The organism is Actinomyces sp. Marseille-QA0893 (genome assembly GCF_976954355.1).
On the sequence record NZ_CDRJSY010000001.1, the window covers coordinates 168,081 to 187,339 of the forward strand.

The 19,259-nt window shown below is 56.2% G+C and carries 16 protein-coding genes; 5 read left to right on the top strand and 11 right to left on the bottom strand.

The window, feature by feature from the left end:
- The first annotated feature begins 165 nt into the window (after nt 1-165).
- The gene (locus tag ACWNMW_RS00790) at nt 166-930 is read left to right on the top strand and encodes a TIGR03089 family protein (protein WP_449489714.1); all 765 of its coding nucleotides are present in this window, start codon (nt 166-168) and stop codon (nt 928-930) included.
- Between the two features lie 35 nt (nt 931-965).
- On the opposite strand, the gene ACWNMW_RS00795 is transcribed toward ACWNMW_RS00790, so the two are convergent.
- The 11 genes from ACWNMW_RS00795 to ACWNMW_RS00845 all read right to left on the bottom strand — a co-directional run bounded on the left by ACWNMW_RS00795 (nt 966) and on the right by ACWNMW_RS00845 (nt 13,305).
- Nucleotides 966-1,646, bottom strand: a complete 681-nt coding sequence (locus tag ACWNMW_RS00795; protein WP_449489715.1) for a hypothetical protein — start codon at nt 1,644-1,646, stop codon at nt 966-968.
- A 49-nt stretch (nt 1,647-1,695) separates the two neighbouring features.
- Nucleotides 1,696-2,136, bottom strand: coding sequence for a GtrA family protein (locus tag ACWNMW_RS00800; RefSeq protein ID WP_034502819.1), 441 nt, complete (start codon nt 2,134-2,136; stop codon nt 1,696-1,698).
- A gap of 17 nt (nt 2,137-2,153) precedes the next feature.
- Nucleotides 2,154-3,125 carry a glycosyltransferase gene (locus ACWNMW_RS00805; protein ID WP_052040905.1) on the bottom strand — a complete coding sequence of 324 codons (972 nt, stop codon included), beginning with the start codon at nt 3,123-3,125 and terminating at the stop codon, nt 2,154-2,156.
- Between the two features lie 172 nt (nt 3,126-3,297).
- A complete protein-coding gene (locus ACWNMW_RS00810; RefSeq protein WP_449489716.1) occupies nt 3,298-4,434 on the bottom strand; it encodes an acyltransferase family protein in 1,137 nt (378 codons plus the stop codon).
- Between the two features lie 97 nt (nt 4,435-4,531).
- On the bottom strand, nt 4,532-6,490 hold the full coding sequence (locus ACWNMW_RS00815) for a glycosyltransferase (RefSeq protein WP_448759413.1): 1,959 nt from the start codon (nt 6,488-6,490) through the stop codon (nt 4,532-4,534).
- A 92-nt stretch (nt 6,491-6,582) separates the two neighbouring features.
- Entirely contained in the window at nt 6,583-8,583 is a 2,001-nt protein-coding gene (locus tag ACWNMW_RS00820) for a DUF6541 family protein (protein WP_449489717.1), read from the bottom strand.
- 29 nt (nt 8,584-8,612) lie between these two features.
- On the bottom strand, nt 8,613-9,341 hold the full coding sequence (locus ACWNMW_RS00825) for an ABC transporter ATP-binding protein (RefSeq protein WP_034502811.1): 729 nt from the start codon (nt 9,339-9,341) through the stop codon (nt 8,613-8,615).
- Nucleotides 9,341-10,219, bottom strand: a complete 879-nt coding sequence (locus tag ACWNMW_RS00830; protein WP_034502809.1) for an ABC transporter permease — start codon at nt 10,217-10,219, stop codon at nt 9,341-9,343. Before ACWNMW_RS00830 ends, ACWNMW_RS00825 begins: the two co-directional genes overlap by 1 nt.
- On the bottom strand, nt 10,216-11,382 hold the full coding sequence (glf, locus tag ACWNMW_RS00835) for a UDP-galactopyranose mutase (RefSeq protein ID WP_019126215.1): 1,167 nt from the start codon (nt 11,380-11,382) through the stop codon (nt 10,216-10,218). The genes ACWNMW_RS00830 and glf overlap by 4 nt, the downstream gene beginning before the upstream one ends.
- A gap of 58 nt (nt 11,383-11,440) precedes the next feature.
- The gene (locus ACWNMW_RS00840; RefSeq protein ID WP_449489718.1) at nt 11,441-12,301 is read right to left on the bottom strand and encodes a glycosyltransferase; all 861 of its coding nucleotides are present in this window, start codon (nt 12,299-12,301) and stop codon (nt 11,441-11,443) included.
- Entirely contained in the window at nt 12,298-13,305 is a 1,008-nt protein-coding gene (locus tag ACWNMW_RS00845; RefSeq protein WP_449489719.1) for a glycosyltransferase, read from the bottom strand. The genes ACWNMW_RS00840 and ACWNMW_RS00845 overlap by 4 nt, the downstream gene beginning before the upstream one ends.
- 118 nt (nt 13,306-13,423) lie before the next feature.
- Between ACWNMW_RS00845 and ACWNMW_RS00850 the strand changes: the two genes are divergently transcribed.
- Genes ACWNMW_RS00850 through ACWNMW_RS00865 form a run of 4 tightly spaced genes read left to right on the top strand, consistent with a single transcriptional unit; the run spans nt 13,424 to nt 19,243 of the window.
- Complete coding sequence (locus ACWNMW_RS00850) at nt 13,424-15,325, top strand: C39 family peptidase (protein WP_449489720.1); 1,902 nt, start codon at nt 13,424-13,426, stop codon at nt 15,323-15,325.
- A gap of 4 nt (nt 15,326-15,329) precedes the next feature.
- Nucleotides 15,330-16,682 carry a hypothetical protein gene (locus tag ACWNMW_RS00855; protein WP_449489721.1) on the top strand — a complete coding sequence of 451 codons (1,353 nt, stop codon included), beginning with the start codon at nt 15,330-15,332 and terminating at the stop codon, nt 16,680-16,682.
- 36 nt (nt 16,683-16,718) lie between these two features.
- Entirely contained in the window at nt 16,719-17,984 is a 1,266-nt protein-coding gene (locus ACWNMW_RS00860) for an LCP family protein (protein ID WP_034502802.1), read from the top strand.
- Entirely contained in the window at nt 17,984-19,243 is a 1,260-nt protein-coding gene (locus tag ACWNMW_RS00865; RefSeq protein ID WP_449489722.1) for an LCP family glycopolymer transferase, read from the top strand. The genes ACWNMW_RS00860 and ACWNMW_RS00865 overlap by 1 nt, the downstream gene beginning before the upstream one ends.
- Nucleotides 19,244-19,259 lie beyond the last annotated feature (16 nt).

The window sequence follows — 19,259 nt, forward strand, 5'->3', positions numbered from 1 at the left end:
TAGGGCTTGAAAACACTGCACGAATTGACACGTTGTGCAAGTCCAAAAGCGCATGAAACCGCCGTTGCCGCGGAATTAAGCCAAAACCTGAATATCTTTCTGAACGGTTCCTGATAATTTGAGGCAAAAACAGCATATTTCCGCCGTTTAAGCTACCCTTTTTCCATGCAAGCTATCTCACATTTTCTCTCCGTTACCCAGAACGTGAATCGCCCAATTTTGACCCACTATCACAGTTTTCGAGATGAAATTTCGGGTCCCGTGGCAGCTCGCTGGGTCGCGAAAATGGCGAATTTACTTGCATCAGACCTGAGCCCGGATCTCTTTGGCGACAGCGAAAGCGCTCCGCGCATCCTCATTAACCTCCCAGGGGGCTGGCAGAGCACGTTTTGGCAGGTCAGCGCTAATTTCATGGGCTGGGAGACCCAGAATGGCGCTATTTCTCAGCTTTCACCCAGCAACGCTTTCAGCTTCGATGTGCACGTGAGTGACGAGCTAGTGGCCCTTGAAGCAAGCACTGCAGCATGGCGCCTGGCCCACTCCATCACTCCCCTGGCTATGCGCTGGAGAGGTCCTTTACCCGCTGGGATCCTTGACGCACTGGCCGAACTCATGGCTCAAAGCGATCAATTTGAGTACGAGGCACTGGAGAGCGCGCCTGCCCTAGATGACTACATCGCACAAGTAGACGCCGAGGAAGAGGCCCTGTTCGAGGCGGCCTCGGCACTGGGGATACCGACGCGCCTCGGCCTGTACACCGAGAACTTCCCAAGCGCTCCCCTGCTTGCGCGCCTGTGGATGGATGGCCACGGCGTAGTGGTCGTCGACAAGTCGCATTATGGCGCCCAGAAGGCTCAGGAGATCTTCGCCAGCGAGAAGGTCCAGCTTGCTGTGGATGAGGAGCTGAAAGCGCCGCATGCAAGGGGCTGATCAGCAGTCCTTGAGTGGCGCAGGTGAAGACCTCATTACTTCTTCAGGTGAAAGATCTCTGTTCCCGCGCGATTGATGCGTGCGCCGTCACCGGTTTCGATATCCCAGCACACCATTGCTTCGTTTGTGCTGGCACACACGTCGTTGCCAGCGTAAACGGTTTCACCATAGGCAAGGGTTCGCAAACGCTCACCCTGGTTCGTGGGAAGCGGCCCATCGCGACGAGCGGCAATTTTTGGCATTTCCTCATCTTCGGAATAACCTGCAAAAACGATGGTATCTTTCGCGATCGGTTTCGAACCCGGGAATAGCACCGCATCGCCATAGGGCTTATCTACTCGATAGGAATCAACCACGCATAGTTGCAAAAGGTCGCTGGAGAACAAGCAATGAATGTTTCCAGAGGGCGAGTTCACCCAGATTCCTTTGGCATCCCCCGTATCCTCCAAGCGGGTTGCTCCCTGAGGAATCGCGCCGAGAGTTGGGGTCATTCCCCCATCTTGAGCCTTCGTCGTAGGGCTTTGCGTCGAGGCCGTGGGAGAAGAACCTTGGGAAGCCTCGCTTTGCGCGCCCGCATGCGTTCCGTTTTCGCTTGCCGAGGCCGCCGGAGAGTTCTGCGCACTCCCGCCGCCTGTGTGTGCCCTGCAGGAAGTCAGAGCAAGGCTAAACAGAGCAATGAGGGCGACGGCAGACACTCTGATAATGGGACCACGCATGACAGAACCTCCAACAGCATTGTTTGGGATGCGTTGGAAGGAAGTATATCTACTTATTGCGCGTAAAAATGAACCTATACCCCAAGTAGTTACACACCGCTCCAGTGCCCATGGCAACGATCTTTGCCGCTGGCTTGAGTAAGGACAGCGAGAGTCCCAATCCAAGAGCGGGAAGACCGTGGACAATCGCCCAAATGATGGCAGATTGAAGGACCATTCCCGTGAACAGCGTTAATCCCGCAAAAGAGAAGAACGAGGCCCAGGAAAAACCTTTTGCTTGGAAGACGAAGTGCTGGTTAATCCAGTAGCTCACGCATACGGTGATAATCGTTGAGGTGATATTCGACGGGATCACCGGCAGATCGAAGCCCACCGAGAGCAGCGAGAAGAGCGAAAAGTCCAGAAGCGAGGTTCCAACACCCACCAAGAGGTAACGGTAGAAGGAACCTGCTTCAAGAAGACGCTTCCACGCCTTTTGAAAGACGTTCATAGATGCGTTGTCGCTTATCAGTTCGGGAGTACCGAGGAGTAGCGCAGGTACGCCAAGCGCATGGCTTCGCGGCGGGTCTTCAAGTTACCCGATTGAAGTAGTCCAACCACGAAGGACAAAACGCCGACTATTACCAGTGAGGATGCCAGTACAGCGCTGGGCAGCTTGGGAACATTGCCCGCCTGGATGAAATGCCAGATGACAGGGCCTCCAAAGCACAGGGCCAGGAGCATGAAGATTGCGGAGAAGATTCCGTAGAAGGCCATGGGGCGTTCGTGCGCAACCAGTCGGCCAATCAGCCCGAGGATACGGAAGCCATCGTGGAAGGTACGCAGCTTGGATTCTGAGCCTGCGGGGCGGTCCTTGAAGCCGACGCCGTACTCGGCCTGAGGAACGCGCAATGCCATGGAGTGGACCGTGAGTTCGGTTTCGATTTCGAACTCACGAGAGAGCGCCGGGAAGGACTTCACGAAACGGCGAGAGAAAACCCGGTAGCCGGAGAGCATGTCGGTAACAGTGTCACCAAAGAGGAATCCGACTAGGGAGTTGAACATCTTATTGCCCTGGGCGTGGCCCGGGCGGTAGGCGGAGTTGTCCTTGTCGTCAACGCGGCAGCCCAGAACGTGATCAAGGTTTTCACGAACGAGCAGATCGATCATCTCGGGTGCGGCCGAAGCATCATAGGTATCGTCGCCGTCGATCATCACGTAAACATCGGCGTCGATGTCTGCGAAGGCACGACGCACAACATTGCCCTTACCCTTGCGGGTTTCGGTGCGAACGATTGCGCCTGCTGCGGCTGCAACTTCAGCGGTGCGGTCCGAAGAATTGTTGTCGTAAACGTAGACTTCAATTCCGGGAACTGCATTTTTCAGGTCCGTGACAACTGTGCCAACTGCGGCTTCTTCGTTGTAGCACGGGACGATTGCTGCGATACGCACCTTGAATTCCTTTACTCCGACATCGGGGGTTGCAGGCAGAACCTGCACTCATGCGTATAGCCTAGCGAAGATCACTGCAATTTAGCGAGACAGCACCCCCGGCAAGTCTGTTTTCTAACAGCGCTTCGCGTGGACAGTTAACTTATTTGACACCCAAGGGAACCAACGACTGTTTGTGCTCAGGTCTTCTTCAAGGAAGAAGCAACCGCTCCCCCACACTCTAAGACCGGGAAAGCACTTTCAGAAAAGCCTTTTCGCAAGGCTGGACAACGAGCCGGAAAATTACGAAACATACAGCTAAAAGCACGAGGTAAATGAGCACGATGCTCAAAGAGGCATATGCAAGTCGCCATACTCCGCTAGGGCTGGGAACCGAGAAAACAAGTCCCCACAGGTGGGGCTTAAAAATAAAATTCTCGTGAAGAAGATAGACACCAAAAGTCGCCGGAGAAAGTGTCAGGACAAGGGAGGAAATTCTCTCATGCGTCGATGCATGCGTACGGCTTGAAATGTACTGAAGTGTCATGAGGAAAATGAGCACACCACAAATCACGGAAAGGATCGGAGACGCCCCTGTACCGGCTGTGAAGAGATTTCCTGGGTAGTACAACTGTTCCCTAAGGAAAGAAGAAACAGCAATTGTATGCGTACCAACCATGCAAATGAGCGCGCAGAGTATCATGATCGCCATCGCGAAATACCAACGTACGCGAGGCAAGCGATCTTCGTGTCGACGAATCAAAGCCCCGATGAGATAGAGAGTGCACAGATAGGACACATCTGTAAAAGCCCATGTGTTCGCGGGATTCAGAATATGCCAGATAAAGGTAATCCATAGCGATAGGCACAGCAGTGCCCCGTGCTGGCGAGCTGAGGTCGCGTCAAGAAGAATATTGATATAAGGCGCGACAATCACCATCACAACGTATGCACTGATGAACCAGTACGCTCCGAATGTCACCGGGAAAACAGACATCAGGATAGAACGAGGATTGACAAAATATTGACTGGATCCCACAAAGTGCGACAGAACAAAGTAAGCACCCCATAATCCACATGAATAAATAAAGGTCTGAATCCAGATCTTTGCTACTCGTGTGAACGGGCTGCGCGTACTACGCGATAAAAAGTAGGCTGAGATGAGAACGAAAATCGTCACGCCTACTTGCCCCGGCATGATTGTGACCGCGTGGAGCGCTGATTTCCATGACTGGGCGAGTGCTGGATCTATGCGTGAGGGAGAATCATCAGAAGCGAAATAGTGCGTCGCAACAATGAGGAACATCGAAAATATGCGGAGAAGTTCGAGTTCCCAATGACGTTTCGTCGCTGGCTTCCCTATTTGTGCAGCACTCATTTTGTTCTTTCCACCTCTGATCGACAGATCAAGAACTTAGATTCGCGCGAATAAGGGAAGGTGTGAGCAGTTTGAGCTGCTCGCACCTTCCCTTATCTCACAGACCGAAAGTCTTTTCCCAAGCCTGGACAGAAACCAATTCGGGAAGAGCTTCCCGATACTCACGGCTCAGCGAGGCCCAACGACGAATGAGCTCCGCGTGGAGCGCAATGCTCTCTGCCAGAGCACGACGGTAGTGCTTCGCATCGCGCTGGTAGCGCCACGCACCAGAACCTTCCGCGTTCGACACCAGAGCAGAGTTGAGGTTTGCAAGCCTCCACCAACGAGCATCCGTGCTGGAGAGAACATCCTCAACACGATCCTCACGGTGTTCGCCTTCAGGCAGGAACTGCTTGGTGATACCAGCGATTGCTTTCGAGATGAACTGAGCACGCGAATCCGGCTTTGTTCCCACGGGAGCGGGCTTCTTGCGATGCACCGCCGGGAAGTCTGCGGCCTCAGTCATCAGGCGCGCATCGGTGTATTCCTTTGCCTTTGCACGTGCCTCGGCAGCGCGGGTGTGCATTGACGGGTGCAGGTGACCTGGGCCAAGCAAGACATCCTTGAGTCCTTGGCGGCGCAGATCCGCGCTGTAGTACTGCAGCGAGAGCAGCGCGCGAACGTCCGAGGCCAGCGAGGTCTTCGGGAAGGACGCACCGCGCGGGTAGGGAGAGTGCAGCAGCGCTGCAACCCAACGATTGCGCTGGTGGAAGTAGGCCTGCCAATCCAGACCGTCGTCCTTCTCGGTCCACGGCACGTGCCATACGGCAGCGCCAGGCAGAGAGACCGTCGGGAATCCGTGCTCTGCTGCACGCAGCCCATATTCGGAGTCGTCCCACTTGATGAAGAAGGGCAGGGACAGACCAATCTCCGCAACAACGGGCTTGGGGATCAAGCACATCCACCAACCGTTGTAGGCAACATCGATGCGGCGGTTCAACCGAGGATCATTGCGGATCGTGCGCTGAGCCAAGTCAACCGTTGCGAGTTCGGGGTTGACAGCTCCCCACCAGAACTTGTGAGCATCGATAGTCTCACCCATTGAGTGCAAGATCGTACGCTCATTTGCATTGAACATGTGGCCGCCGACGATCGTCGGGGTCAGCGTGTGCTCCGCGAAAGCGAGGGCGCGAAGGAGCCCCTCGGGTTCAATGACAGCGTCATCGTCGAGCAGCAAGACGTAGTCCGAGTCGGGGTTCTTGAGCATTTCGTACATGCCGCGAGAGAAGCCGCCGGAACCGCCGAGGTTCGCCTGCTCGATGACACGGAGCTTGCTTCCCAGTTCCTCTTGCAGACGCGGGTAGCGCTCACAATCCTTCACATTCTTATTGCCCTGATCGACGATCAGGATCTCAGCAATGTGGTCAAGGACCTCGGGTTCAGCTTGGAAGCGCTCAGCCTGAGTCAAGCAGTCCTCGGGAAGGTTGTAGGTGGTAATACCCACGGTCACATTTGCGTGGCGGTCACCTTCACGAGAAGGAACTGACCAGGTTCCCCATTCAAGTTCGACGTCTTCCTTGAGAGCGGTGATTTCCGGCCAGATCCAACCACCGTCACCGAAACGGTTCAGCGGAATGTCAAAGCTCAGCTCACCAGAGCCAGCGCGAGTTGCAACGGGAGTAAAAGTACCGCGCGCAGAAGAACGCATGACCTCAACAACGGCCCTCTTTGACAGCTTCAAAGTCAGACGAATGTTACGGACATCCGTCCAGCGCTGCCAGTAAGAGGCAGGGAATGCGTTGAAGTAGGTTGCAAGCGAGAGACGTTCACGAGCAGGAATGAGCATTGACGTGCGTGTCGCATCGACGCCGCGCGGCATCTCAAACTGACGAAGAGTCAGGGCCTTCTCGTCTCCTTGAGAAGCACTCAGCGCCGCACTGGAAGGGGCAACTCCCCAGTCCACATAGAGCGGCCACAACGAAGTGTCGCTTTCTCCTGGAAACACTACGCGCTGAACAGGAACCCACTGTTGTTCGGTCACAGTTCCTTCAGCGACCGCTTCACTTTTTTCTTTCACGCGACACTCCTTCAATGTGTGCACTTATGTGGCAAGTCTATGTGAGAAAACGGAAGAAAATCTATGTCACAGCACCGCAGAGGCGTTGACTCTTAGCCAAGACCGCAGGCAGTGATCTTGTAAAGGCTGTATGGTCCGCGTTCCAGAACACGCTCAAAACCGGGTGTTTCCGGAGTAATATTCCGAATGCCGGTCCAAGGCGAGTGTTCATCAAAGATCTGTCGATGACGCTCAAGAACAATCGCGTAGCGGATATCCTCCTGTTGGATCACCGGGCAAATTTCTTGCGGGTCCTCGGAAACCTTGTACAAGTCATCCATGATGACAGTAGTATCCGGTTTCATCTGCCCAATCCAGTTACCTGGCATCGACGTAAAGACGACCGGCAATCCGCTGGTCGCGTATCCAAACATCGATCCATCGAAGGGATCATTCGCCACCTTGTCGCGGGTACCGGTGATCTGACGCGCTTCATCCATAAAAGCAATCTCGTCAGAATAGGTGTAGTGGCTTGCTCGGTCTTCGGCATTATCTTGCATCGTAGTCATGCGCCACTTCATATTCCCTCCAGTCAGCGTGACTGCAGCGATTACGACATAGACGAGCGCCGAGGAGATCAAGCGAAGAGCAGCGCCCTTGGGATGTGACGTCTTCACAAGATTTTCGCTCAGCCACGCAAGAGCGAGCGCCATCAGCGGAACTGCAAGGATTGACATCGCACCGGCGGGGCGATAGGAGTCGTGATACCAGAAGCCCGTGGCTATATTTCGGATGCGCCCTTCAAAGCCCGCACACAAAACATAGAGGGCAGCGATAGATGCATAGGAAATAACAAGCCATGCCCGTCGATATTTGAGGATGGCAAGAAGACCACCGATGGCGACGCCAATGGCAAGAAGCCACTGCGCGGCCAAACGCACCGATGCTGCATTCGTGGAGAGCAGAAGGACCGCTGCAATCGCGCGTTTCGGACTTTGGAAGGAATCCCAACGCCACGTCACAGTGCGTTGCATGAATGGGGCTTTATACAGCGCATACCACAAGCAAGCTGCAAGAACGATCAGCACGAGTGCGGTCAAGGTTGCCTTAATCATGCTCCCGCTGCGACGACGCACCTGGTTGAAGGCAAGAGCAACCACATAGGGGAAGAGAATGACCGCAAGGGTGAAGACCGAGTTGGGCTGAGCCAAGGCGATGGCTGCAAAACCACCAATAGCAATCAGAATCAGACCGCAGAGTTCAGCACCCTTGAATTGCTTCATAAGTACGCCTCGAAGCAAAACAACAAATGCCGCAAGGTAAGCAGGCGCAAGCGCGTAGGAGAAGAAGTTTGAGTACAGGACGCCGAAAGCAAGCAATCCCCACGGGTACGCCGCAAACAGCGAAGAAACCAGAACAGCGAAAACCGGCGACAGACGGACCTTCTTCCCGAAAAGCACGTCCGTCAGCACGGCAGAAGAAAGAGGCCAAACTGTCAGCAAAACCACCAAGCACGATGCGTTAATCGCAACCGTCATTGGGGTTCCCAAGCCGGAAATCACCATAGATACCCAGCCGTGCCACAGAGCGGGATAGAAGTGCGAGCCAACGGTCCCGTCAACAGCTGCGCTATGAAGTGAGGATCCGTCACCGCTTTCGATCAGCCAGCGGATCACCGACATATGGAAGGGGGTGTCGTAGGTTGAGAAGAAAGCCTGGGGAGAAGGAACAGAGCGAATGAAAACTCCGATTGCGATCACGGCATTAACAATCAGTGCACCGACCAGAGCGATGGCGCGCGAACCCGCCCAGCCCGAGAAAAGCCTCTTATAATTTTCAAGCCAGTTCCGAGGCCTCGAACCACACAACCACATGATCCCCGCAACCACGACGAAGACACCGACTTCGCAGCACAGGACAAACTTCAGACTCCAGTGTCCTGGAATAACGCCGCTCGCAAGTGACGCGAAGCCCAAGATCGCCGCTCCCGTCACGGGTGCAAAACCGACCGTATAGAGACGTTTACGCAGGAAAAGAGCGTTAACCGCAATTCCGGGAACGTACAGGATCGCAGCCAGCACAAGCGCCGGAACGATCACCGAGAGCCATGCCATTTTCTCTCCTGATCTACGTGAAAAGCCTGTTACAAGGAACGCAGTCGATCGACTGCTTCTTGTGCTGTACCGTCTACAAGAAGCTCACCGTGGTGTAGCAGCACTCCCCTATTGCACAGGCGCGCAATCAGGTCAAGATCGTGGCTCACAATCACCAAGGAGGTCCCTTGTTCTTGCATTTCATGGATACGGTCAAGGCACTTGCGTTGGAAGGGCTCGTCGCCCACAGCCAAAATCTCATCAACAAGGAAGATATCCGGGCTGGTGTGGACCGCAACGGCGAAAGCCAAACGCAAGAACATACCCGAGGAGTAGAACTTCACCTCGGTGTCGATAAACTTCTCAATCTCTGAAAAGGCGACAATATCGTCAAAAGCAGCTTCGATCTGCTCTTTACTCATGCCCAGAATCGCGCCGTTCAGGAAGACGTTTTCGCGGCCCGTCAGGTCCGGGTGAAAGCCCGCACCGACTTCAATGAGGCCAGCCATGCGTCCGCGGTATCCCACCGAGCCCTCATCCGGCGTGATGACACCGGAGATCAGCTTGAGCATGGTCGATTTACCCGAACCGTTGAAGCCGATCAGGCCAATCGAATCCCCCTGTTCAACCGTGAAACTCACGTGGTCAAGGGCACGGAAGTGATTGACCAATTGGTTACGGCGCCCGGTCAGACTCCAGACCAAACGATCCTTCAAGGTATGCGTATTACGCAACGCAAATTCTTTGACAACATCATCAACGCGAATAACTTCAGTCATCACAGCTCCTGGGCAAACTTGGGATCCATGCGCCTGAAAGAGACCTCGCCAAAGATGACGGCGCCAAGCGAAATCAGAAGAGCGATTCCCGTCCACAGTCCCAGATTGGGGAGGTACGGATTCGCAGCAGTATCAACCAGCGTCGGCTGCCAGAAACCATAGTGGAAAAGCTCAACAGCAATGGTCAGCGGATTGGCCTCGTACACCCACCACAGCCAGTGCCAGCCGTGGGCATCCAAAACGTCTCGCACGCTAAACCAGGTGTAAAGGACGGGAGACACCCACGTGGCCATCATCAAGATCAGGTCAACGAAGTTCTCTGAATCTCGGTAGAACACGTTGAGCGCGCCAGAGAAAAGGCCGATTCCCAGTGCGAACATCGACACGATGAGGAAGGCCGCCAGGATTGCCAGAACTCCCCACACAGTCGGATGCCAGCCGAAAAGAAGCGCACCGACGAAAAGAACAGCGACCTGCGGGAGGAAGTGGACAAGGGCGACCCACATGGCTGACATTGGGAAGAGTTCGCGGGGAAGATAGATCTTCTTCACCAGCGGAGCGTTGCCGACGACAGATCGGGTTGCGTTGCCAAAAACTTCCGAGAAATAGTTCATGAGAACCACGCCGGAGAACATGTAGATCACATAGTTCTCCACGGCGCGGTTCATCTTCATGAAAACGCCCAGCGCGAAGTAGAAGACCAAGAATTGGGTCAACGGCTTCGCGTAGCTCCACAGCATTCCAAAGATCGAGCCGCGATAGCGAGCTCGCAGTTCCTTGTGAACGATGAGGCTGGTCAGGTAGGGCTGACGGAAAACCTCGATCAGTCCCGATGACTTGCCCGGGGTTTGGAATTGCTGTGATGCGATGTTACTCAACGAGTGGTCCCATCCTCGAACAAGGGGGCTAGCTCGTTATCGAGCATCGTCAGTGCCGAAGCGATGGCCATGTGCATATCCAGGTACTTGTAGGTACCCAGGCGGCCCCCGAAGAAGACACGGTCTTCATTCTTCATGAGTTCACGGTACTGCTCGAGGCGTTCGCGATCCTGCGCGGTGTTGACCGGGTAGTAGGGCTCGTCGCCGTGATCAGCGAAGCGTGAGAACTCGCGGAAGATCACGGTCTTCTCATCTTGGTAGTCACGCTCGGGGTGGAAGTGGCGGAATTCGATGATTCGGGTGAAAGGAACGTCGATATCGCCGTAGTTCATGACGGAGCAGCCCTGGTAGTCACCGGTGTCGACGACTTCCTTTTCGAAGTCGACGGTGCGCCAGGACAGGTCACCTGCCGAGTAGTCGAAGTAGCGATCAACCGGGCCGGTGTAGACAACCGGAACCTTGCCGACGACCGCGGCCTTGTTCAGCGGGTTCTCGGGATCGAAGAAGTCGGTATCCAAGTAGACATCGATGAGGTCCGAGGCCACCATGCGTTCCATCCACGCGGTGTAGCCATCCACCGGCAGACCTTCGTACTTATCGTTGAAGTAGCGCGAATCGTAGTTGTAGCGCACGGGAAGACGCGAAATGATCGAGGCGGGAAGATCCTTGGGATCGGTCTGCCACTGCTTGGCGGTGTAGTTCTTGAAGAAGGCTTCGAAGAGGGGGCGACCTACCAGGGAAACGCCCTTGGATTCGAAGTCGGTGATCTCTTGGCCGTCAACTTCTGCTGCCTGCTGGGCAATGAGCGCGCGGGCCTCGTCCGGGCCGTAGGCGGCGGAGAAGAACTGGTTGATGGTTCCCAGGTTCACGGGCATCGGGTAGACAACGCCGTCAACGGTGGTCCATACGCGGTGAACGTAAGAGGTAAAGGAGGTGAAACGATTGACGTACTCCCACACACGCTCATTGGAAGTGTGGAAGAGGTGTGCGCCGTACTTATGAACTTCGATACCGGTTTCCGGATCAATCTCAGAGTAGGCATTGCCACCAAGGTGCGAGCGACGCTCAACGATTGCGACACGGAGGCCCCAGCGGGATGCGGCCTGCTCAGCAATTGTCAGGCCGAAAAGGCCAGATCCGACGACAACGAGGTCATAGTTCACGGTCGAACTCCTTTCAATCCCAGTCAGTATAAGCGAAAGAACTGAGTGAATCGTTTCTTTAGCCCTTCGACACGAACCAACGCATCTTTCCAACGCCTCGATACAGCACTTGGCGCAGATCGGTGGGAATCAGGCGATAGCCACCACGAATGGCCAGGTTTCGGGCAAATTGAGCATTGGAAACGATGCCTTCGCTGCGGAAGATCTTTTGCAGACGCATTTCTGAGCGCAGCATGTGTCTCCCCCCACGCCTCTTATAGGCGCCCGATCCCACGCGATAACGGACCAGAACTTCAGGGGTATTCCCGCAGGGAACACCTGCAGCCACCATTCGCGCAAACAAAAGGTAGTCCTCCATCAATTGGAGATGCTCATATCCCCCAACTGCCTCGACCGCGCTCTTGCGATACACAACTGAGGGGTGCGCGAAAGGTGAACGATAGGAAATAACCCGACGGATCTCTTCTTCGCTGGTTGGCATGGAGCGCACAAGCCCAGCCTCGGCCTCGTCGTCACTGAATTCTTGAATCGCAGACCCCAGGAGTCCAAGCCCTCCCTCAATCAGAGGAATCTGGATCGCAAAGCGCTGCGGGAGTGAAATATCGTCGGCATCAACGCGCGCAACGATTTCATGGGAGCAGTGTGCAAGCCCAATATTGAGCGCATTCGCCAGCCCCATATTGTGCTTGAGTCGCACGACTCGAACGTCGATGGGCCCCAGCAGGTCGGTTTCTTGCCCTCGTGAGGCGCGGTGAAGGAAGTCGGAAATGCTCTCGTCAACGGGACCATCGCACACAACCACGAGCTGTTTGGGAGAGAGCTCTTGTTCCCGCGTTGCGCTGGAAACAGCACGGAAGAAAAACTCCGGCTGGTCCCCTGCATAGACAGGGAGAAGGACTGAGAAGTCACCGACTGTCATTGATGCTCCCCCTTAGAGCACTCACGCGCCCCCGAAGAGGAACACCCACAGTCGCACCCGCAAGCGCGCCGCCCCTGTTCAAGAGCAGCGACTTCATCGGCAACTTCCGTCAGGTGAAGAATCTCGCTTGAACGCAGAGGCGGACGCCATGCATCACGCAGTCCCTCGCGCAGGTAATCCAAGGCAGCCGCGCGATCGGAAGAAGCCGCAAGCATCTTCGCCCAGCGCAGCGCGGTTGCCGCCCCAAACGCACAGCGATCAAAGAGCCCAAAACCAGACGAGGTACCAAGCGCCCAGACCTTGTTACGAACTTCGTTGTAGAAACGCGGGCCGGGGTCTGCAGTGGAGTTTCCGAAGGTCTTCGTCCGGTGCTCAACGCGTGCGCCATCCACGTAAAGCCCCACGCGTCCCTTGAGTAGGCGCGCGGTGTACTCAAAGTCGTCATTCCATAAGAAGTAGGCGGCTTCAGGAAGCCCTTCTTCTTCAATCGCGCGAGCATCGATCATGATCGCAACGAAAGAGGCCGTGCGAATCTGCCGCGCTCCGACGGCAGCTGCGTGTTCGCGAAGCTCGCGCGAGATCAAGAAGCGTTCGCGAGGCGCATTCATCGGGTGCTCGCGTCCATCAATCCAATCGGCTCGACACGCCAAAACGGCCGGTGTGCCGGGATATGCCTCGCGGGTTTGCAAGAGAACTTCAAGCGCGGTTGGGGTCGGGATCGTGTCGTCATCCATGATCCACACGAGGTCTGCGCCTAAAGTCATCGCTCGAGCAATTCCCGCGGCAAAGCCACCGGCGCCACCGTAATTTTGGGGAAGGGTCACAACATTGGTGACGGCAGGATGTGAGGCAATGAGCTGCGGAGTTTCATCGCTGGAAGCATTGTCAACGACGACAACTCCATCCAATGGTCGGGTCTGCGAGGCAAGGCCGTCCAAGGTTTCACGCAAGAGCTGTGCTCGGTTCCATGCAACGACGACGGCGATGACGGTTGGATTGCTCATGGGATAAGCCTACGGGCAAATGTGAGGTATATGCCAAGTAATGCACATAAATTCTGAATAATATTCGGATAGGGTGTTTGAAGAGTTAGTTTCTCTTTGCCCCCCAGGAGATTCACTAATGCGTTCTTCGCTTATTGCTTCATCGTGTGCAGCTGCGGCATTGTTTGCGCTTACACTTGCCCCTACAACACACGCAGATTCTTCTTCCGCTTCACCATCCCCCTCCCCGTCGGTCAGCACCGCGGCCAGCGAGGCGACGCCATCAACTTCCCCCACGGCCTCGGCACACGCAACCCCTAGCGAGGCCGCGCCCACGACTACCACGATTACTGCACCCCCCCCCACATCGATCTCCCCCGCTGACGTCATCCGTCAGCGTTGGCAGGACTTGGGCGGAGAAAACGGCGTACTTGGCAGTGCTACCTCTGGGCTAGTTCCCCTCCGCGACGGCGCTTTCATCCAGTTCTACCGCGGCGGCCAAATCTACTGGACTGCTCAGTACGGTGCGCATGCCTCGCGCGACGGAATCCACAGTGCCTACAGCGCACAAAAGTGGGAAAACGGCCCCCTCGGTTTCCCGACCTCTGACGAAGAAAACCAGACGATCGCGGGGATTCGCGGCGCGGTCCAAAGCTATGAAAACGGCCAAATTCGTTGGAGCAGCCAGGGCCGAGCCCACCCCATCTGGGGCAAAATCCTCGGACGCTACAAAACCGCAGAAACAGAAGGCCGCTCGCTGGGCTGGCCGCTGAACGGTGAGATGAAGGACGCTGCCAATGGCGGCGCATACCAGCACTTCACCGGCGGCTCGATTTACTACCACCCGCGCACTGGTGCTCACAGGGTTACCGGCGGTATCCGTAACCTGTGGGAAGGCCAGGGCTGGGAACGCGGCCAGATGGGCTACCCGACGGGCGAAGAAACCCCAACCGCGGACGGTGGCATCTATCAGACTTTCCAAGGCGGCGTTGCATACTGGCACCCGCGTACCGGCACCTACTACGTGCACGACGCGATGCTTGGAGCATACGGGCGCGCCGGATATGAGCATGGGCGATACGGCTACCCTCTGAGCAATGAGACGCCTTCCGCGAACGGTGGTGTCTATCAGATCTTCCAGGGCGGAACCGCCTACTGGCACCCCGGCTCGGATTCCTATTTCGTCCACGACGCGATTTTTAATACCTACGGTTTCTACAACTGGGAACGCGGAGAACTCGGATATCCCTCTTCAGATGAAACGCCTTCCGCAAACGGCGGCGTCTACCAGATTTTCCAAGGCGGAACCGCCTACTGGTCACCGCGCTCTGGTTCTCACGCTGTTCCCCTAGATTTGTTTGCCGAATACGGCAACCACGGCTATGAGCACGGGCATCTGGGATACCCAACCTCCGAACCCTATTGGGACGGAGACCGTCACAAGCAGAACTTCGAACACGGAGTTCTAGAGAAGACCAATGACTTCAATGTCACGTGGGCCGGGCAGCCTAATAACTATTTCTGCGGTCCGACCAGTGGGTGGATGATTCTCAACGCGATCGGCGCTCACCACTCCGCACAGGGAACGCCGCTCAGCATCAACGCCGTAGCAAGCCGCGATTATATGAACACCGTGGGATACGGCTACACAAGCTTCCACGACCGTCGTTTCGAATACGGAATGAATCGTTGGCTGGGGCGCGACGCCTATACAACGATTCACACTCCTTCGGTTGAGCAGGTCCGCGATTCCGTGAAGGCATCCTTCTCCAAGGGATTGCCGACCGCCGTTGATGCTCAAGAACGTCGCGGCGGCCCCCACTACAACGGTCACCCGAACTCAACCTTCTCCCACATCATGGTCGTGACCTCATACGACGCCAACACCGACTCCATGCGAATTGCCGACCCGGGAGTCCACTACCTCTGGGGCGGCGAGGAACAGTTCTGGTACCACCTCCCCTCCTTCACTCAAAACTTCCTCCAAACCGAGGTTGAGCGTGACGGCCGCGAACACATTGGCATCTACAGTGCCCGCTAAGTCAGTGCTTTCCCCTCATTCCCGAGGCCGCGCATCCCTGCGTCGCTTTGCTTTCCTCAGTGCTTGCGCTCTTGTCGCCCTTGGCGGCTGCGCAAGCGGAGGGAGCGGGGATTCATCGGCCTCGGCGAGCGCGAGTGTATCGCCTCGTCAGATGGATGGCGTCTTCGAGCCTCTCGTTGCGCAATCCGCACTGGAGGATCCCCGCGAAGGTGTATGCACAGATCTCTCTCTTCCTTTTGACCTTGTCGCGATGCACGCGAGCGATCAGCCATGTGAATTGTCTCCATCGGGACAAAGCCAAGCATCTTCTGTAGATGAGAAATGGACACTAGGCGGGGATTTCCGACAGATTCCTTCTCTCCCCATCGACGGCTCCCAGGTTTTTGGGTCCTCAACACATGACCCGAGCGACCTGTACTCCTACAAGCCAGCGATTCTCTCCCCTCAAGGGCCACACGAGCTCTCGCCGGACTTACTTCGAGAAGACGGCAACTACGTTGAGCCCCTCGACGGGACCCAAAGCGGTCCATGGATTACTTTCCTCGGACGTGAAGTTTCTTCATCCTCAACCGGAGATCACGAAGAGGACAATGTCTTTGCCCCGTGGGCGATTTACTCCTGGAATAGGGACGAGCAGCGTTTGCATACCGTGATGACGTGGAGTGATCTTCCCGCTCACAGTCCCCGGAGCTCAGGAGAACTTCCTCCCGTCAGCGATGGGACACACGCGTTCTACGGTGCAAAGGCCTCGACTGATCACGGCGATTTTTCACTGATCGTTGCCCAAGGCCTTGACGGTTCAAAGCGCTCTGATAAACCCCAGATTCTTCTCTTTGGTGCTTATCCCGCGACTTCTGAGCAGGGGCTCAGCGCGGTCGCCACTTCAAAGGATTCACCGCTCCCCACTCGCGTTGTCACGCTCAGCGGCACGGATTTCTCAGCGGTCACCACCCGCTTTGATGTGAAATCACAGGAGTATCGAATCAACGGGCTCTATGCGGCAGGACATCACCATGCGGTCCTCGTTAGTCCATCAACGACGTCTTCCGCGGCCTCGTCCTACCTCGGAGTCTGGGACAGTAAGTCCGCGGACTATCCCACGCAGTGGATCATGGTCGATTCCCGAACTCCTTGGGTGTCCATCGGTGAAGAGGCAATCGCATGGGGCGCCGGATCGCAGGCGAACAATGCACAGATGTACCTGCGTTCATGGGAAAGCGGCCAGATCACGCGCTTAGGGGAAACCCCCGGATATTCACGCCCCGTCATCGCTGCGCAGGGACGAGCAGTCCTTATTCCTTCCCTCACAGCCACGGGTGCCGTTGAGTGGAAACTTGGAGAATTCGCCGAAAAATAGCGCGCCCTTTCTTCAAGTAACGATATGATAAAGGCGATGAGTACTCCACAATCACGCATTGCGCGACCGATTGCTCACTCGGCAACGCTCCCATTTAAGAGTGGTGCGGCACGAGTGATTTCTTTGGTTGCCTTCTCCTGCGTCCTCCTGCTGGTTTCCACCGCTTTCTTCATTTACCGCGATTTCGGCAACCAGCTTGCGTCAAACTCCATCAATACCCAGGGTCTGGGCAACGCGAACTCCACCGAGACCGCCGCGCCTTCCGATTCCTTCGAGGGACGCCCCGTCAATATCCTCATCTCCGGAATTGACTCACGCCAGAACCAAGGTGATGACGCCAATGGTGACGCTGCGGAGCTTTCATCAATTCACTCCGATACGACCATGCTTATGCACATTTCCGCAGATCGCACGCGGGTTCAGGTCGTATCAATTCCCCGAGATCTCATTACGGACATTCCCGCGTGTAAGCGCTCAGATGGCACGGTTTCTTCCGCCTACACCGGAATGTTCAACTCTGCTTTCTCTACCGGTTCGAATGACACCGATATCGCAGGCGGTATTGCCTGCACCGAGGCGACCACGGAACAGTTGACCGGCGTGAACATCGACGGCTTCGTCGTCGTTGATTTCCACGGTTTCCGAGGCCTCATCGACGCTTTGGGTGGGGTCTGGTTCGACATCCCCGAAGACATCGATGATTCCCGCTCAGACTTGCACGTGCAAGCCGGATGTCAAAAACTCGACGGTAAAACGGCTCTGGCCTATGCCCGTACGCGTTATGCCGTGGGTGACGGTTCAGATTTGGGCCGTATTTCGAATCAGCAAAAACTGGTCGCGGCGATTATGCGTGAATTGCTCGCCAAGAACTTCGTGTCGGATCTTCCTTCGCTCTTGTCCTTCACCAAGCAGGGACTGTCCGCACTCCAACCTTCACAAAACCTGTCGAATATCAACACCGACGTGGGTCTTTTGCTCTCCCTATCCTCGATTGACCGCGCGAATATTCAGTTTATTACCTCGCCGAACCAGTACTCCCCCGTTGACCCCAACCGCGTCATCAATCTGGAGCCACAGTTCAGCCAGGCCTGGGAGGCAATCCGCAAGGATCAACCTTTCCCCGCTGCAATTGAGTTCACCAACGGTAGCGGCCAAGAAGGCCAAACGAATGCCTCGCCGAGTGCCTCAGCCTCGCCTTCTGAAAGCAGCTCCGCGTCTGCTTCGGCTACCCCGAGTACGTCACCCTCGGCAAGCGCATCTGCAAGCGCAAGCCCCACCGCAGCTTGCCCGGCGGAACGCTGATGACTCAACCACCTTCTTTTCAGCCCGACCCCTCACGTAGGCGCCCGCGCCTTTCCGAGGTTCAGAACTCGTCTGCGCGCAGCGAAGACGAAGGCGTCGTTTTCCCCGGAACCGAAGGAGCTGCTCCCCGGGCAGCATCCGAAGAAACGGTCATGCCGCCCTCTTTTGCACCGCGCGCCAAGCGAGTAGCCTCGGCACCGAGCTTTACGCCGTCTTCTCCTGCAGCAACCGAGCTTCCGCGCGCGGCAACACCGTCCAGGCCTCACTTCCAGCCCGTTCAAGCGCCTCCCAGCGCCCCCGCAGGCACGCCAGTGTCCCCGCGGCCTCGTCGCAAGAAAAAGCGACGCTGGCCACTGGTGACGCTCGTCGTGATTCTCCTGATCGCTGCGTGGCCCACCTATCTCCTTTTCGACGCAAATTCGCATCTCAAGCGAATCGACGCCCTTTCCGGCGCCGCGGGCACCTCGGGAACCACCTATCTTCTTGCTGGCTCTGATTCGCGCAGCGATGGTTCAGTTCCAGACGACACCGAAGGACAACGCGCGGACTCAATCATGCTGGTCCACGTTGCTCCCAATGGACAGACCAGCAATATTTCACTCCCCCGAGACACCTACGTTGAAATCCCCGGATACGGGTGGGACAAACTCAACGCAGCCTATTCCTACGGCGGTCCCAGACTCCTCGTTCAAACCGTTGAACAACTCACGGGACTGACGGTCGATCACTACGCAGAGATCGGCATGGGCGGGGTTTCCAACATCGTCGACGCCGTCGGTGGAGTGAACCTCTGCTACGACCTGACAGTCAATGACGAGCGCTCCGAGCTCAATTGGGAAGCGGGCTGCCACGATGCAGATGGCAAGACCGCTCTTGCCTTTGCGCGTATGCGCTACTCCGATCCGCTCGGTGACATTGGACGCGCTCAGCGCCAGCGCCAGGTCGTCTCGAAGACCGTATCGAAGGCCATGCAGCCGGCAACATTAATCAATCCTTCGAGCGCTTTGCGCGTTGAACGTGCGGGAGCATCAGCCTTTACCGTCGACGAAGATTCTTCTGTCCTCGACGTCGGCAAGCTTGTTTTGGCTTTCCGCAGTGCTCAAAACTCTGGAATGACCGGTGTTCCTCCAATTGAGGACTTGGGATACTCGACCTCTGCGGGCAGTGCTGTTCTCTTGGAAGACACGACCGCCCCCGACTTCTTCGCCAAGCTCCGCGCGGGAACACTGACGAAAGACGATCTCACTCCTAAGCTCTGAGTCTGCCGAGGCCCCG